The 15,699-nt window shown below is 68.5% G+C and carries 13 protein-coding genes; 1 reads left to right on the forward strand and 12 read right to left on the reverse strand.

Annotation, left to right across the window (positions count from 1 at the left end):
• Window positions 1-18: 18 nt before the first annotated feature.
• From F0U60_RS17290 to F0U60_RS17340, 11 genes are all read right to left on the reverse strand, one after another.
• Window positions 19-372: a hypothetical protein gene (locus tag F0U60_RS17290; protein ID WP_395821011.1), complete on the reverse strand. Its 354-nt coding sequence runs from the start codon at window positions 370-372 to the stop codon at window positions 19-21.
• 314 nt (window positions 373-686) lie between these two features.
• Entirely contained in the window at window positions 687-1,994 is a 1,308-nt protein-coding gene (locus F0U60_RS17295; protein WP_395821014.1) for a DUF58 domain-containing protein, read from the reverse strand.
• The gene (locus tag F0U60_RS17300; protein WP_395821016.1) at window positions 1,991-2,989 is read right to left on the reverse strand and encodes an AAA family ATPase; all 999 of its coding nucleotides are present in this window, start codon (window positions 2,987-2,989) and stop codon (window positions 1,991-1,993) included. The genes F0U60_RS17295 and F0U60_RS17300 overlap by 4 nt, the downstream gene beginning before the upstream one ends.
• Window positions 2,986-4,278, reverse strand: a complete 1,293-nt coding sequence (locus tag F0U60_RS17305; protein ID WP_395821019.1) for a DUF4350 domain-containing protein — start codon at window positions 4,276-4,278, stop codon at window positions 2,986-2,988. Before F0U60_RS17305 ends, F0U60_RS17300 begins: the two co-directional genes overlap by 4 nt.
• Window positions 4,271-6,127 (reverse strand): DUF4129 domain-containing protein, encoded by a 1,857-nt coding sequence (locus F0U60_RS17310; RefSeq protein ID WP_395821021.1) that lies wholly within the window; start codon window positions 6,125-6,127, stop codon window positions 4,271-4,273. The genes F0U60_RS17305 and F0U60_RS17310 overlap by 8 nt, the downstream gene beginning before the upstream one ends.
• 1 nt (window position 6,128) lies before the next feature.
• Window positions 6,129-6,401, reverse strand: coding sequence for a hypothetical protein (locus F0U60_RS17315; protein WP_395821024.1), 273 nt, complete (start codon window positions 6,399-6,401; stop codon window positions 6,129-6,131).
• Window positions 6,402-6,451: 50 nt separating this feature from the next.
• Entirely contained in the window at window positions 6,452-7,339 is an 888-nt protein-coding gene (locus tag F0U60_RS17320; RefSeq protein ID WP_395821027.1) for a phosphate ABC transporter substrate-binding protein, read from the reverse strand.
• Between the two features lie 59 nt (window positions 7,340-7,398).
• On the reverse strand, window positions 7,399-9,633 hold the full coding sequence (locus tag F0U60_RS17325) for a TonB-dependent receptor (RefSeq protein WP_395821029.1): 2,235 nt from the start codon (window positions 9,631-9,633) through the stop codon (window positions 7,399-7,401).
• Between the two features lie 8 nt (window positions 9,634-9,641).
• Entirely contained in the window at window positions 9,642-11,549 is a 1,908-nt protein-coding gene (locus F0U60_RS17330) for an ATP-binding protein (RefSeq protein ID WP_395821032.1), read from the reverse strand.
• Window positions 11,546-12,196 (reverse strand): YfiR family protein, encoded by a 651-nt coding sequence (locus tag F0U60_RS17335; RefSeq protein ID WP_395821034.1) that lies wholly within the window; start codon window positions 12,194-12,196, stop codon window positions 11,546-11,548. Before F0U60_RS17335 ends, F0U60_RS17330 begins: the two co-directional genes overlap by 4 nt.
• Before the next feature lie 137 nt (window positions 12,197-12,333).
• Window positions 12,334-13,983 carry a PQQ-dependent sugar dehydrogenase gene (locus tag F0U60_RS17340; protein WP_395821037.1) on the reverse strand — a complete coding sequence of 550 codons (1,650 nt, stop codon included), beginning with the start codon at window positions 13,981-13,983 and terminating at the stop codon, window positions 12,334-12,336.
• Window positions 13,984-14,140: 157 nt separating this feature from the next.
• On the opposite strand from F0U60_RS17340, the gene F0U60_RS17345 reads away from it, so the two are divergent.
• The gene (locus F0U60_RS17345; RefSeq protein ID WP_395821040.1) at window positions 14,141-14,719 is read left to right on the forward strand and encodes a hypothetical protein; all 579 of its coding nucleotides are present in this window, start codon (window positions 14,141-14,143) and stop codon (window positions 14,717-14,719) included.
• Between the two features lie 63 nt (window positions 14,720-14,782).
• Here the strand turns inward: F0U60_RS17345 and F0U60_RS17350 are convergent, their stop codons facing one another.
• Window positions 14,783-15,625, reverse strand: a complete 843-nt coding sequence (locus F0U60_RS17350; RefSeq protein WP_395821043.1) for a BsuPI-related putative proteinase inhibitor — start codon at window positions 15,623-15,625, stop codon at window positions 14,783-14,785.
• Window positions 15,626-15,699 lie beyond the last annotated feature (74 nt).

Here is a 15,699-nt window from a genome sequence, read left to right on the forward strand (position 1 = left end):
ACAGCACGCCGATTCGCCTCACTCGAACCAATTGCAGCCTTTGATGTTGTTACAGATTCCCTTGTAGCTCACGGAATAGCATGCGCGCGGAAAGCCCGTGCACATGTCCTGTGAATACGACCAACTGCATCCGGGCTGCTCGGAGCAGTTGTAGCTGCCGAAGCTGGCGCAGATTCTCGCCGAGCCGGAACACGTTCCCCCTGAGCCGGAAGAGTCTTCGTCCTCATCGTCGTAGTAGTCAGGGTCGTCCGTGTACTCCTCCGGATCGTCCCTTTCCTCGTCGTCGAAGCCTCCACAGCCGGTTCCCTGCAGACCGATGAACAGGGCGAACGCGCACAGCACTGCTCCGAACCATCGCTTGTTGTGATTCAAGGCCCATCCTCCTTGCGCGGAATGACACACGCGCGCACCGCTCGTTGGCTCCTCCGAGAGGAGAACGTGAGCGAGATTCCCGGTGGGTGCGTGCGTGGCAACGTCGAGCCAATGCAGTGTTGATGCCACGCGAATCCAGGCGAGAGGCGGGGTGCTCTGCCCCGCGTTGCGTCCTGAATGAAGGATGGTTTGTCTACGCCGATGGACGCCAACAGCCACGGCCCAGCCCCTGACCTCCGGCCGCACTTTGCGCGGACCTGTCCGACAGTCGGACAAGTTGCGGAAGACCGCGCCCGGAGGGGCTCCTGCGGTGTTTACAGGACGCCGCGCGCCTTGATGTCGAGGTAGCGGTTCACTGCGGCGAGGCTCAGCTCATCCGGCTGTACGTCGAGCATCTGCACACCGCCGGCGCTCACCTTGGCCTTGAGGGCCTCTCGGTCCGTCAGCAGCTCACTGGCCACGGCCTGCTGGAAGGCCTGCTCGGCGCCTTCGGGCGGTGTGCGCAGCAGGTTCGCCAGCGCCGTGTCTCGAACAGACAGGCACAGGGGGACGTGCCGTCGCGCCAGCCGGTGCAGCGGCGCCACCATCGTGGAGGCCTGCTCCTCGTCGAGGAAGTCCGTGAACACGCACAGCAGGCTGCGCCGCGTGAGGCGCACGTTCAGCTCCTTGAAGAGCGCCAGGTAGTCCACGTACGTGAGGCTCGGCGTGGTGGAGTAGAGCGTGTCCAGGATCTTCCGGTACTGCATGCGTCCCGCCGCCGGGGGCAGATACGCCTTCACCCCGTCCGCGAACACCGCGAGCCCCACTCGGTCTCCGTTTCGCACCGCCACGAAGGCCAGGAAGAGCGCTGCGTTGACGGCGTGGTCCAGCTTGGTGAGCCCGTCTACCTGCGCCGCCATGGAGCGCCCTGCATCCACGCAGATGAGGATGGATTGCGAGCGCTCGGACTCCATCACCCGCGTCACGGGCCGGGTGCGCCGTGCGGTGGCCTTCCAGTCCACCTCGCGCACCGAGTCTCCCTGTGCGTAATCCCTCAACCGGGCGAACTCGCTGCCTCGTCCGTCCCGGCGCAGCTGCCGCAGGCCCAGGTTCACCAGGTCCAACGCCGCGCCGGATAGCAGCAGGCGGCTCGCACCCCGCAGATCCGGGAACACCGACACGTTCTGCGCCGCGGGGAAGCGCCGCTCGTGGAAGACGAGCCCCAGCGGTCCGCGCACTCGCACGTTCACGTCCCCGAAGCCGAACTTGCCTCGCTTCGCGGGCGACACCCGGTACACCCATCGCGTCTGGCTGTCCGCGGACAGGTGCAGCGGGGCCTCCTCGGGCGTGGCGGTGAAGGACTCGGGCACGTCGTCACGAACGCGCACGTCCACTGCCTGGCCACCTCGGTGCACCAGCAGCAGCTCCACCTTGTTCGGCGCTCCCACGGACAGCCGAGTCGGAAGCTTTCGAGTCACCTCCAGACGCACCCGGCGGGCCAGCAGGAAGTCCACCGCCGCCAGCCCCAGGGCGAGCACGTCCAACACCAGCACCACGCCGCCGAGGCCCGGGAAGAATCCCGCGGCCATCATCGGCACGGCCAGCAGGCACAGCAGCACCCATAGGCGCCCGGTGGGAATCACCGGGGGACCTCGACGGACTGCACCACCTCGCGCAGCACGTCCGAGGGCGTGGCCCCATCCAGCTCCGCGTCGGGCGACAGCAGCAGGCGGTGTTTCAGCACCGGCCCCGCGAGGAAGCGCACATCATCCGGCGTGACGAAGCCTCGGCCGCGCAGTGCCGCCAGCGCCTTCGAGGCCAGCAACAGGTGCACGCCCGCGCGAGGTCCCGCGCCCAGGCGAATGCGGCTGGAGGTGCGCGTGGCCGCCACCAGCTTGCGCACGTACGAGAGCACCGGCGACTCCACCGTCACCTCGTTGAGCGCCGCCCGAGCGGCCAGCAGCCCCTCCTTGGTCACCGCCGCACCGACGCCCGCCCGCGCCAGGTCGCCCGCGTCGAAGCCCCGGTGCACCGACTCGAGAATGGCGTCCTCCTCCTCGGGCGCCGGGTACCCCACGTCAATCTTCAAGAGGAAGCGGTCCAGCTGCGCCTCGGGCAGCGGATAGGTGCCCTCGGACTCCACCGGGTTCTGCGTGGCGAACACCGTGAAGAGCGGTGACAGGGGCATGTGCCGACCCTCCAGCGACACGCCGCGCTCCTGCATGGCCTCCAGCAGCGCGGACTGCGTCTTGGCGGGGGCTCGGTTGATCTCATCCGCCAGCAGCAGGTCCGTGAAGATGGGGCCGCGCACCAGCACGAAGGACTGGCTCTTCAAGTCGAAGATGCTGGTGCCCAGGATGTCCGCGGGCATCAGGTCCGGGGTGAACTGGATGCGCTTGAAGTCCGCGCTGATGCCGCGCGCGAGCGCCTTGGCCATCAGCGTCTTGGCCACGCCGGGCACGCCTTCCAGCAGCACGTGGCCTCCGGCGATGAGGCCGACGAGCATCAACTCGAGCGGCTCGTCCTGGCCGACAACGGCCTTGCGCACCTCGGCGAGCACGCCCTCCCGGATGGCATGGGCGGCGGCCACGGCGTTGCTAGCGGAGGTCGGGGCGGAGGCGAAGGTGGACGAAGTCATGGCTCCTCGGGTGTCGAAGCAGCGAGCGCGCGCGCGGGCGGCCCGGAAGGATGGATGCGCTGGCGCAGCGTCGCGGCGCGTGTGGCCAGCTGTTGCAGTTCTTTCTCCGCGGAGATGGCCTCGGCGTTACGGACGACGGCTCGCAAGCCGTTGGCCAGGTCCTCTCGTCCGCGTGCGGCCAGGCCCTCGGCCACCTGCTGCGCGGGGGCATGGGCGGGCAGGCCCGCGTGCAGGGCGAGCTCCTGGGTGAGCCCGCGGGTGATGAGGCCGGCGGCGAAGCCATAGTGGCGGCCCTCGCGGTACAGGCGGCTCATGGCGAAGAGGGCGTCCGTGGCTCCCACGCGTGTGGACTCGGGCGGCGGGCGCGGTTGGCCGAAGCGCTTGAGGGCCACCGCCCACAGGCACAGCCCCAGCAGCAGCTGCGCCACCGCGAAGTGCAGGCCGTAGCGGCGCGCGAAGTCCACCACCGAGCGCTCGTTGGTGAAGCCGTGGTGGTGCTCGTCGAACTCAAAGGGGCCTGGCCCCAGCGCGCTCAGGGCGCTCAGCCAGAACCGCGCGTTGTCCGCGCGTCCGAGCGCCTCGTTCATCGCCAGCTCCGGCGCGCCCACCACCAACACCTTGCCCACCCCGTACGGCACCACCGCGGCCACCATCATGCCCAGCGGCTCGTCCTTCAGGACCGGCACCGCGTCCATGGGCAGCTCCAGGTAGGCCTGCACCTTCGCCTCCACGCGCTCCACGCCCAGCGTGTACGGGCTGGAGAGCGGCGCCACGAGCGTGCGCATGGGCAGTGAGGTGTCCGCCTTGATGAGCTTCACCCCGAGCTTGTCCAGCAGCGGGTTCTCCCTCGAGCCCCAGGGCACATAGAGGAGGTTGCCCCCAGCCCGGACGTGGTCGAGCAGCTTCTCCGTCTCGGTGTCGCTCAGCGGTGGGACGTGCAGCCGGTTGAAGCCGTGGCGGGGCACGTCCTCGTCCTCCTGCTGCGAGTCCTTCTCGGAGGCGAGCGCCGTCTGATCCGGATCCTCCTCCATGGCGCCCTCTACCTCCACCGCGAGCAGCACCAGTGGCCCCGTGCCCTGGAGAATCTGGAGGTCCGCCGTCCGGCGGGTGACGGGGAGGCCACTCTCCTCGGCCAGCAGGTAGAGGCCGCGAGCCCCATCCGGCTGGGCGCGCCAGGTGGAGAGCGTATCGGCAAAGCCTCCCCGCGCCGCGCCGCGCACGAGCCACGAGCCCATCACTGCGGTGACGAGCAGTCCCCCCACCACGAGCAGCGGGAAACGATCACGCACCGGCGGCCTCCTGCGTGGCGGGCGTGGAGAGCATCGGCGCACACAGCGAACGGAAGTCGCGGTAGCCGTCCGCGCCCACCGGCACGTTGCCGTACCAGGCGAAGTCGAAGCGCAGCGTCAACTCGCGGAAGGAGGGCAGCCACTCGCGGCGGCTGCGGAACTGGCGCAGGTAGTCCCAGTTGCTCAGCGTGGTGTCGTAGTGGATGACGCCCTCGCGGTGCAGGCGCGAGAGCAGGGCGAGGTACAGGCTGCGCACTGCCTCACGGTACTCGCCCCGGGCGGCCAGCTCGTCGGCGAGGTGGGCCCAACCCTCGGGCGGGCGCGAGAGGGCGTTCATCGACGCGTCCGCGAGCGTCGTCGCGTCCTGCGTGCTCACCTCGAGCTGCGTGCCCTCCGCCTTCTTCTCCCCGCGGAACGCACGCAGCAGCAGCAGGGCGAGCACCACCAGCACCCCGGCGATGAGGACCACCACCAGGACGTTGACCACCCCCTGGCCGCTGGCGCCCGTGAAGGTCTCGGACCTCGCGGGCGCGTTCTCTTCACGCCGGAAGAGCTTCTCCAGCCATTTCCCCAACCAGTCGATGAACCGCCGCCAGGCTCCAGGAGGCTCCTCGTCCTGCGTCGGCTTCTCCTCCTTGGGCGCCTCGGGCGCGGGCACCTGGAACTCGGGCCGCGCGAGGATGTCGCGGGCACGCGCCTGGGCCGCCCGGGCGTCCGCTTGTTGCTTCTCCAGCTCTGAGGTCTGGGCCGCCAGGGCGACGCCCTGCTCGAGCCGCTCCAGGGCCCCGCAGTCCTCGTCCCCGTACACCTCCACCTCCACGTCGTGCACGAGCCGCTGGAACTTCACGGCCTCGGTCTGGCTCAGCGAGGTGACTGTCCGCCGCCACTCGGCCACCGTGGCGTCTTCCAGCTCGCAGCTCCCGGCCAGCTCCTCCAGCCGCTGCTCCAGGTTGGCGCGGAGCGCAGGCGCCTCGGGCAGTTGGGCGTGGGCGGGTGTGCCCAGGAGGCAGGTTCCCAGGAAGGCGAACAGGACGAGCGCCGCGCTCCGGGTGGGGAGCTGCTGCACCGCCGCGAGCAGATCCAAGCCCTCCTGGCGCACTCTCCCATCCACAAGCAGCAGCGTGGACGTGGCGGCGCGCAGGGGCTCGAGGAGCGTGAAGGTGACGGCCATCAGGAAGACGACCCAGGAGGCGTTGTCCAGCGAGGCGAAGCGCTCGGCGAAGGTCAGGTCGATGCCGAGCAGCTTGCGGCCAATGTAGAGCAGCGTGTTGGCCCCGATGTGCAGGTTGAAGAAGACCAGGACCTGTATCCACAACAGGAGACGCACGGCGGTGGCACTCCCGCGTGCCGGACCGAGCATCCGTGAGCACACCCCGTACAGCCCCAGGGGGCTGCCCCGGCCCTGCATCGCGACGGCGTAGCCCACCAGGTGCGCGGACAGGATGAAGAAGGCAACGCCCAGCGAGACGCTCAGCGTCAGCAGGTTGAAGGTGAAGAGGTACGCCACGGCGCACAGGAGGCTCGGAGCGCGGGCGAGCGCGGCGCGCAGCGAGGCCCATGCCGTGGGCTCTCCAGAACCTTTTCCGAGCACCAGCTCCTGCACATGGTGGCAGGCGGCGCCCTGGAAGAGGCCTCGAGCCAGCCAGGCGAGGGTGAACCACAGCGCGGGCAGGGCGAGCGGGCGGCGCTGGCTCACCGCGTCCGTCAGGTGGAGCAGGGCCGCGGTGACGAGCGCCCCGCCGGGCAGGGTGAGGGCCCACACGCCAGAGCTGCGCACGCACACGCGCAGGCCTGCATCCAGGATTGCCACCGCCCCCCGGGGGCGCAGTTCGAGCGCGGAGACGGCCATCTCAGAGCCCCGACGCCATGTGGGCGAGCAACAGGACGCCGCCGTACACCACGGCCGCGCCGATCAGGGCCAGCAACACGTTGCTCACGCTCCATTCCCGGCGCTCGGCCGGACCTTCCAGCGCCTTCCGCCGCTTCTCGAGGCAGCTGGCGCACCGGTTGATGCCCTCGAACTGCGTGGTGCACTCGCGGCAGATGACGCGGCGGCACTCCACGCAGATACCCAGCCCGGTGCGCTCCGGGTGGTAGTGGCAGCGGCCCGAGCCCTGAATCATGGGCCCAGCCTACGAAATCCCAGGCCGCGGGTGCCAGCGGGACGCGTGCCCTACTTCACCGGGAAGTAGCCCGTTTCGATGACGATCCGCTGCCCCTCGGGCGACAGGGCGTAGTCGATGAAGGCTTTCGCGACGCCGGAGGGCTCCCGGGGCAGGTAGAAGTAGAGCCCGCGGGACAGGGGATAGGTGCCGTTCTGGATGTTCTGCTCGGTGGGTGCGATGGCCTCGCTCTGCGCGTCCCGGCTCACCCTCAATTCCTTGATGCCCTTGGCGAAGGCGGCGCCGCCATAGCCGATACCGTTCTTCTCCTGGGAGATGGAGTGCACCACCGCCGCCGTGCCGGGCAGCGTCAGGGCGCGCACGGTGAAGTCCTCGCCGCCGAGCACCTCGTCCTTCACGAAGGCGTAGGTGCCCGAGGAGTTCTCCCGCGAGTAGACGATGATGGGCGCGTCCTTGCCGCCCACGTCCTTCCAGTTGGTGGTGTCGCCCAGGTAGATGCTCTTGAGCTGGGCGATGGAGAGGGCTTCCACCGGGTTGGTCTCGTGGACGTAGAAGGTGATGCCGTCCCGGGCCATGGTGAACTCCACGGGGCCGTTGGGATGACGCTGCTGCGCCTGCTTCTTCTCGGTGTCCTTGATGGGACGGCTGGACATGGCGATGTCCGTGGTGCCGTTGATGAGCGACGCGATGCCCGTGCCCGAGCCACCACCCGTCACCTGGATTTTCGCCCCCGGGTTTTGCTTCATGTACTGCTCGGCCCAGCGCTGGCCAAGGATGACCATGGTGTCCGAGCCCTTCACCGTCACGGTGCCCTGGGGACCCGCCACGGTGGCGCTCGGGGTGCCTGCGTCCTCGCCCTGAGAGCCAGAAGGGCGCCTGCACCCAGCGAGTGGGGCAAGGATCGCGAGGGTGAAGAGCGAGGCGAGCAGCGTTCTCATGTCACCACCTGGGGCGGAACCCCGGTTCGAGGATTCTCGCGAGGATACACGCTGGCCCCTCAGAGGTTGACTTCCAGGCTCACGAAGACGCGCCGGTCCTCCATGCGGTAGTCGAAGGGGTAGTCGCGGATCTTCACGAGGTAGCTCTCCGCGTCCAGCAGGTTGGATACCTCGAGCGCGACGCCGGCCCACGGGGTGAGCTGGTAGCGGGCGTTGGCATCGAGCCGGAACCAGGCGGGCACGACCTCCGGTCGCAGGGTGTGGAACAGAGGATTGCCCATGTCCTCCTCGCGGCGGTGCACGTCGCCCTGGTAGCGCCCCAGGAGCGCGAGGCTGAAGCCCTTCCACTGGTGGCTCACCCCGGCCTTGACCTGATGGGCGGGTGCCCAGGTGAGGTGCCCTTCCTTTTCCATCATCACGCCACTTGAATCCGCCCCTTCGAGCAGATGCACGTAGGAGTAGTTACCGAAGGCCGACAGGCGGCCCTGTGCTCCCAGGTCCACTTCCGCCAGGAGCTCGGATTCCAGGCCCAGGTGCGTCTGGGAGAGGAAGTTGTCCAGCCGGCTCCCCTGGACGTAGCCGATGAGGTTCTTGTAGCGCGAGTGGAAGAGGGTGCTGCGCCAGCTCAGGTGGGAGTTGATGCTCCAGTCCGCGTTGAGCTCGAAGGTGGTGACCTGCTCCGGACGGAGCGTCTCGATGTTGGAGTTCAACATCCAGGTGTTGGAGCCGAAGAGCTCGCCGGGCGCGGGGGCGCGGAAGGCTCGGCCGGCTTGGAACTTGAGACTGAGCGCGGGGCTCGGCGCGTACACCAGCGCGAGCCGGGGGCTGAACTGATCATAAGACTTGTAGTGGCGGGGCGCTTCGGGGTGCCCGAGTTCGCGGTAGTGGAAGAACTTCAAGTCGTAGCGCAGGCCCACCGTCAGCGAGAGGGGGAGCTCCAGCAGTCGGCTCCAGGCGAGCTGGGTGTAGGCGCCCACGTTGCTCATGGGCTCATTCAAGAAGGACTCGTAGATGGGGCCGAGCCGCACGGGCGTCTGTGTGGCGGGGACGTCCCCCTCGCCATTGAGGTCCGCGGTGGCGTAGTGCACGTCGTCCCCACCGTACAGGGTGGCTGCGTACTCCACGCCTCCGAGCAGGGTGAGGCGCTCGCCCAGGGAGCCCGAGAGCTGGACGCGCCCGAAGAGCTCGTCCAGGGCGGTCCTGAGCACCTCGGTCATTCCGGCGGGGTAGTAGCGCTGCCCGTTATCGGCGCCGCTCGGGTAGAAGCGCACCTCGTTGTCATACTGGTGCCGTTGGTACTTGAGCACGTACTCCTGCTCCAGGGGGCTGCCCGGCTCCGAGCGGTAGCTCAGCACGGCGATGTGCCGCCGGTCCCGCATGGCGCCATCGACGTCGGGCACCCAGTTGGCCCAGCCGTGGCCGGTGCCATAACTCCAATCCTGGAGGTGGTACTGCGCGGACAGCCCCTTCAGTGCGTTGAGGGGCTCCAGCTTGACGAAGAGGTAGTCACTGTCGCGGCGGTTGCTCACGCGGAAGCGCTGGAGCGCGCCCGTGGCGTCGGTGCGTCCCGAGCCGTCATAGGACAGGTAGGAGAACCCGTCCGTGCGCAGGTGTTGGAAGCCGACCACCGCGGAGATGTGTCGAGAGCGGGTGACGGCCACCGCGTCCACGGCTGCCGTGCCATGGTTGCCGGCGCGCAGCCGGGCCTCGCTGTTGATCTCCAGCCGCTCGCCCTCGTCCAGGGTGTGAGTCGAGGAGAGCGTGTTGAGGGCGATGACGCCGTTGATGGCGCTGGAGCCATACAGGGCGGACGCGGGGCCGCGGATGAGCTCTACGCTCTTCACCAGGAAGAGTGGGGTGATGTCCCAAGTGAACGCGGTGGCCAGGTCGTTGTCGTTGATGGGGACGCCATCCATGAGGACCAGCAGGTGGTTGTTGTTCCACCCCTCCCAGAGGCCGCGGGCGCCCACGGTGGTGCGCTCGAAGTCCTGGGCGGGGAAGAAGCCGGGCTGGCTGAAGAGGATGTCGTCGATCGTCGTCCAGCCAAACCGGCGCATCTGCTCGCGGGTCACCACCGTGGCGACACCTGGCGCCTCCCGAGCCAGCTGGCGGCGCTTGGAGGGGGCGGAGAGCTCCACCTGCAGCAGCTCCTCCAGGGAGAGGGATTGGGTCCATTCCGGTTCAGACTCTTCCTCCTCGTGGCAGGGATCGTCATGGGCGAGTGCGGGGCCGCGGAACAGGCCCACGGCCAGGAGCATCGCGCGGCACCAGGGGGAGGGGAGCATGCGGGGCATGGTGGGGTTCAACCCAGGAAGGTGGGGGCGGTGGAAGAGGACGCAGGGGGCTCGAGCAGGACGCGGAGCCGCTCGCGCAGGGCGCGCATGTCGATGGGCTTTTCCAGCGCTCGACCCTGGTGCTGCTCGAGGAAGGTGCGAGTCACCTCGGTGAAGGCTCCGCCGGTGATGAAGAGCACCCCCGCTGCTTGCTCGGGGTTCGTCCGTTGGAGCTCCGAGTAGAACTCCACGCCCGTCATCTCCGGCATCATCAAATCGCACAGGATGACGTCGAAGGGTGGACCCTGGCGGACCTGGGACAGCGCCTCGCGCGCGCGCGTCATCACCAGCACCTCGTGCTCGCTGCCCAGCGCCCTGCGGAGCGCGGAGCCTACGAGGGGCTCGTCATCCACCACCAGGATGCGCGCCCGCCGCGTCTTTCGGAGCGGCGCCTCCTCCCCGGGCCTGCTTCCCACCGGCGCGGTGCTGGCGGGGAGCACCACGGTGAAGGTGCTCCCGTGCCCGGGTTCGCTCTGAAGCTCAATGTGCCCACCGAGGCGGGTGACGATGCCCTGGCAGACGGACAGCCCGAGCCCGGTCCCCACCCCCACCGGCTTGGTGGTGAAGAAGGGAGTGAAGAGGCGAGCGCGGACCTCGGGCGTCATCCCGCTGCCGGTGTCCGTGATGGACACCCGCGCTCTTCCCTGCTCGTCCGTGCGTGTGGAGATTCGGATCTCATTCCGCTCCGAGGCTCCTGGCTCAATGGCATGCGCGGCGTTGATGAGCAGGTTGAGGAAGACCTGGGCGAGCCGCACCTCGTTGGCCTCGACGGGTGGAATGGGCTGGTAGTCGCGAACCAGCCGAGCCCGGTGGCGGATCTCATTGCTGGCCATGTTGATGGCGCTCTCGAGGGTATGCGAGAGGTCCGTGGGCTCGCGCTTGCCGTCATCTCCGGCCGAGAAGGACTTGAGGCTCTGGACGATGTGCTGCACGCGCGCGCAGCCCTCACGGGCCTCGGTGAGGGCGCTGTACACCTCGTCCCAGTCCTCCTCGGGGAGGTGCCGCAGCTGTGGTAGCTCCTGGAGCGCGAAGTGGATGTTGGCGGTGACGTAGGCAAGCGGATTGTTGATTTCATGTGCCACGCCCGCGGCGAGCGTGCCCACGGAGGTGCGCCGGTCCGCGACGATGAGCTGGTCCTGGGCGCTGCGCAGCTCGCTCATCTGGGATTCAATGAGCGCGCGCTGCTCGTACAGGCGATCCAACATGCGTGAGAACGCCGAGGCCAGCGTGCCCATCTCGTCGCGTCGGGTGAGGTCGAGCTCGCCCCGGGCGTCGTGCTCGCCCTCGGAGATGCGCAGGGCCACGCGGGTGACGCGCTTGAGCGGCCTCACCAGCACGGTCCCCACCGCGAAGGCGGCCAGCACGCCGCTGGCGAGGATGAGCGCGGAGATGCCCGCGGCGAGCTGCTGCGTCTGCCGGCTCTCCTTCTGGAGCCGGGCCAGACTGAAGCCCAGGAGCAGCGTGCCCCGCTGGCCCCCGCGCGTCTGGATGTGGACCCGCGCGAACACCTCCTGCCCGCGGATGAAGGCCTCCTGGGGATCGTCCAGGAGTTGTTTGGGCGCACGCTCCGGGTGCCAGGAGGCCAGCGTCGTGCCGTCCTCGCGCAGCAACAGGCCGAAGATGGCCTCGGGGCTGGAGGCGAGTGTCTCCAGGTGACGCTGCCCGTTGGCCTCGTCGCCGAAGTCGAGCGCGGGCTCGGTGGCGCTGGCCAGCAGCCGGGCGATCCCCAGCGTCCGCTCGAGCATCCCGCGCCGCGCCAGGTCATTCATGCGCGCGGGGAAGAAGAGGAGGAAGAAGACGGAGAAGGCCGCGAAGAGCAGGACCACCAGGATGACCAGTCGGGCCCTCAGCGTGAGATGACGAGGCTCGAGCTTCATGGGGTGCTCCGCGGGGGCTCGACGATTTGGGAGAGGCTGAGCAAGCCAGCATCGAGGTCCGCGCCCTCCGCGCGGGCCGCCGAGAGACGGACCAGGATGATGGGCGAATCCCCCTGTCGGCTGAGCCCGATGGCCAGGCCTTGATCGAGCTCGGCCCTGCTGCCCGCGAAGGAGAGGATGGAGAGCTGGCGCGTCACCCGGGCGATGCCGTCCGTGTGGGCCTCGAGTCCCTCGCAGACATAGAGCGCCACCACGTGGGCCTGGGCGAGCTCCTCTTTCAACTGCGAGGGCTCACGAAAGCCGATTCGGATGATCCGCACCGGCCGGCCCAAGACGCTCCGCCCGCGGGAGGCCAGCTCCAGCGCGCGGGTGAACTCCTGGCCGAACTGCTCCGAGCCCGAGTTCCCCTCGCGATGGAGGACGGCGACAGTCAGGGGCGGAGGCTGGGTGCCCATCCGCCGGTCGTAGGCGAGGATGCGCACCAGTAACGAGGCGCGCAGGGTGGGTGGGAGTCCCTCGGCCCACGAGGCCTCGCTCGCGAGCAGCACGAGCATCAGGCCCAGGGCCTTCAGCCACGTCCCAGGAGTCTTCTGGCGGCGGCCCTTTCCTGCCTGCTTCGCGCCGCACACGCCCGACGCTCGCTGCATGGTCCTCCCCCCAGACCGAGCCCATTGGTCAATGCTGTATATTTCATGAGGGCTCGCGAGGATTCAGCTCAGGGGGGCCGCTGCTGTTGTATTCCGGAAGTCCTAACCAGTCAGGAAAAGTGGGTGTGTTTGGCGCTTCACTCTGGAGAGGCCGTCGTCAGGGATTGGCGGGGGATGGGCGCACCCTCGTTGATCCAATCCGCGACCTCTCCCAACTGCTCGGGGTTCAGACCTCCGGCGGGCATCGGCGGGAGTCCGGGGGTTGAGCCCTCGAGGCGCAGGTAGAGCTCGCTCTCGAGGCTGCGGGGAACGACGAAGGGGGCGCGGCCGGGGCGGGGAGCCAGCAGCCGTTGCGCATTGCCGATGTCATCACAGCGCGCGAGGCGGAGGTTGCCGGCGTTGCCTCCGGCGGCGCCGTGGCAGCTGGTGCAGAGCGGGTCGATGATGTCGCGCTGGATGCGCGAGAACGAGTCATTGCGCGTGGCGAGCTCGCGGCAGCGCGCATCCTGGTCGGCATCGGCGCTGGGGTTGACGGACAGGCCGGGGGTGGGGATGCCGTCCCCCTTCTTGGGGTCGAAGAACAGACGCAGCACGGTGCCGTTCTTGTCCTCGGCGAGGAAGATGGAGCCATCATGGCCCACGCTCACGCCCACGGGAGTGCCCATGGGCTGGGTGCCCTTCTTGTACCAGCCGTTGATGATTTCAAAGGGCTCGCCGGTGGGCTTGCCAACGGCATCCGTGGGAATGGCGACGAGCTTCTGACCGAAGTCACGGTACCCGTGGTACGTGACGAGCAGCTTGCCCTTGTACCAGTCGGGGAACATGCCGCCGGAGTAGTACGTCATGCCCAGGGGGGCGACGTGGGCGGGCAGCAGCAGGGCGGGCTTGCGCAGGCGCGAGCAGTCAAAGCCCTTGAACTCGGGACTGGCCTTGTTGTCGTCGTAGCAATAGGGCCAGCCGTAATCCTGGTACGGGACGATGATGTTGAGCTCCTCGTGGGGCAGGGTGCGATCATCGAGGCGGCTGTCCCGCTTGTTGATGGAGTCGCGGGAGTTCTCGCCCTGCACGAACAGGCCCGACTCGGGGTGGATGGCCATGGCCATGGAGTTGCGCAGGCCCACGGCATGGTTCATCCACGTGGTGGCGGTGCGCCCCGGTCCCGTCAGGTCATAGCGCCGGATGACACCGCGAGCGAAGTGGCCTTCCGCCTCGGGGCAGGTGCGGCCGTCGGGGCTGCGATAGCCCTTGAGGGGCTCGCAGTTGTCCGAGGCGGAGCCGCGATTGACATACAGGTAGCCCTGCTTGTCGAAGAGGAGGGCCGTGAGCGGATGGCGTCCGTCTGTGGGGAGCTCCGGGATGACGGTCTCCACGGTGGAGGAGGGGTTGGCTGCATCGGGGTTGAAGCGAATCACCCGGGAGAGCTCACCGATGTAGAGCAACCCATCGGGGCCGACTGCCGCGCCATGCGGGCGGTCGAGTCCCTCGAGCAGCTTGCGCTTCGCATACGTCTTGTTGGAGGCGTTGGGTGTCAGGCGCCAGAGCGAGCCCTTCCGGGGAACCCAGCCGCCCATGTCGACCACGACGAGGCTGCCGTCCGCGAGCGGGGTCACCGTTCGGGGAAACCGGAATCCATCCGCGACCACGCCGACACAGACGCCGCGAGGCGTCGAGACCTCGAGGCGGGGTAGGCCGTCACAGCTCCCGTTGGGGGTGTACTTCCCTGTCTGGGCCCACGCCCCAAGAGGAAGGAGGGCGAGCAGCAACCCGAGGTGAAGCGACGTCTTCATGAATGATGAGCTCCCGGAGCTGAATACTACTCCGCCCGGGCACTCGATTTCCGTCCTGCAACGGACGCCCTCACCGGCCAGTGCGAGCTTTTTCCGGTGGGAGGCGGCAGGAGGTCCGGTACAACCGCCGCTCCCGAAGATGGGGAGGAGATACGCAATGGACTTCATTGGACAGCTCTCGCAGCAGCTTGGTGTGGACTCCAACCAGGCGCAGGGCCTCGCCGGCTCGTTGCTGAAGCTGGTGCAGGGCACCGTGAAGGAGAAGATGGGCCCGCAGGCCGCGGACCAGATGGGGCAGGCCATCCCCGAGATGCAGGGGTGGCAGCAGCAGGCGGAGGCGCAGACCTCACAGGCCCAGCAGCCCGAGTCCGGTGGCGGGTTGATGGGCGCACTCGGCGGGCTGGGTGGGCTCCTCGGAGGGCAGGGGCAGGGCCAGTCCGGGGGCGGCGGCCTGATGGGCGCGCTCGGTGGCGCCATGGGGCAGGCGAGCGAGGTGGCGGGCGTGGTGGCGTTGCTCCAGCGCTTCAACCTCGATGCGGGCAAGGCTTCTCTGGTGGCGCCGCTGCTGCTCAACTTCCTCAAGTCCCGGCTTGATCCGCAGCTGGTGAGCGGCATCCTGGCGGTCATGCCGGTGCTCGCCAACCTGGCGGGTGGGGGAGGCAATACGCCGGGTGGAGGCGGCGCTCAGGGGGGCGGCGGAGGCCTGGGCGGGCTCCTGGGTGGCCTCATCCGCTGAAGTCGAGGAGGCGCCCTCCCGATGAACCTCACCTGGAAGGGCGCTCCGTCCTCGACGGATGGCTCAGAACAGCGTGTACACGCGGATCTGGCTCTCTCCGCCCTTGGGCTCAACCGCGCCGTAGGCCTGGCCCAGGAAGGTCCCGCTCACGGTGTAGTAACCGTCCGAGATGCCGCCCCCGTTGTTGTTGTTGAACGACCACGACTCGTTGAACGTCAGGGACTCGCCGGGGGCGAGCACGAGCTCCGAGGCCGCCGGGTCAAAGCTCTTTCCGGTGGACCAGGTCCACACCACCTGCCCGCTGGAGTTCCTGGCGCTGAACTCGTACTGCTGCCCGTTCTGGAAGCTGATCGTCACCGGGTAGGCGGCCACGTTGGTGACCGTCAGGTGCAGGGGCGCCGACGTGAATCGCGAGTACGAGGCCTTGTCGGTCGAGAACGTCGCCACGAGGGGATCCGAGGTCTGCAGGACGACGTCCTGCGTGCCCGACTTGGTGCCGCTGCGTCCCAGGTAGTTGCCCAGGTAGGTGCCCGTGATGCTGAAGGTGCCATCGAGCAGCGAGCTGCCCGCGTTGTCGACGAAGGCCCAGGTCTCCTGGACGCTCCAGGTCTCGCCCGGGGCCAGAGTCTTGCTGGAGCCGAAGGGGCTGAAGGTCTTGCCATTCGACCAGGTCCACAGTGTGGCGCCGCTGGCGTCGCGCGCCACGAAGTCGTACTGCTGGCCGCTGCCGAACGAGACGCTCACATAGAAGGAGGAGGTGTTCTTCACCTCAAGCGTGAGCTGGGCCTGCTCGTTCCGGTCATAGGTGCTCTTGTCGGTGAAGACGCGAACCGCCAGGGGGTCCGCGGCGGCCGCCGGAGCGGCCATGCCGAGGGCCACGAGCAGGGCGAGGGTCCACGCCGACATCAACGATGCATTCCGAGTTGTTCCAATCCGCATGGAGTATGAGTTCCGTTGAGGAGGGGGTTGCTCTCCCCGTT

Origin of the sequence: Archangium minus (genome assembly GCF_044360475.1) — a bacterium.
Taxonomy (GTDB): Bacteria; Myxococcota; Myxococcia; order Myxococcales; family Myxococcaceae; genus Archangium; species Archangium minus.

What these genes read in the sequence shown, in the direction of transcription:
- F0U60_RS17300 (WP_395821016.1), bottom strand. Translation starts at nt 2,989, where the DNA reads ATGACTTCGTCCACCTTCGCCTCCGCCCCGACCTCCGCTAGCAACGCC.
- F0U60_RS17310 (WP_395821021.1), bottom strand. Translation starts at nt 6,127, where the DNA reads ATGGCCGTCTCCGCGCTCGAACTGCGCCCCCGGGGGGCGGTGGCAATC.
- F0U60_RS17315 (WP_395821024.1), bottom strand. Translation starts at nt 6,401, where the DNA reads ATGATTCAGGGCTCGGGCCGCTGCCACTACCACCCGGAGCGCACCGGG.
- F0U60_RS17320 (WP_395821027.1), bottom strand. Translation starts at nt 7,339, where the DNA reads ATGAGAACGCTGCTCGCCTCGCTCTTCACCCTCGCGATCCTTGCCCCA.
- F0U60_RS17325 (WP_395821029.1), bottom strand. Translation starts at nt 9,633, where the DNA reads ATGCCCCGCATGCTCCCCTCCCCCTGGTGCCGCGCGATGCTCCTGGCC.
- F0U60_RS17330 (WP_395821032.1), bottom strand. Translation starts at nt 11,549, where the DNA reads ATGAAGCTCGAGCCTCGTCATCTCACGCTGAGGGCCCGACTGGTCATC.
- F0U60_RS17335 (WP_395821034.1), bottom strand. Translation starts at nt 12,196, where the DNA reads ATGCAGCGAGCGTCGGGCGTGTGCGGCGCGAAGCAGGCAGGAAAGGGC.
- F0U60_RS17340 (WP_395821037.1), bottom strand. Translation starts at nt 13,983, where the DNA reads ATGAAGACGTCGCTTCACCTCGGGTTGCTGCTCGCCCTCCTTCCTCTT.
- F0U60_RS17345 (WP_395821040.1), top strand. Translation starts at nt 14,141, where the DNA reads ATGGACTTCATTGGACAGCTCTCGCAGCAGCTTGGTGTGGACTCCAAC.
- F0U60_RS17350 (WP_395821043.1), bottom strand. Translation starts at nt 15,625, where the DNA reads ATGTCGGCGTGGACCCTCGCCCTGCTCGTGGCCCTCGGCATGGCCGCT.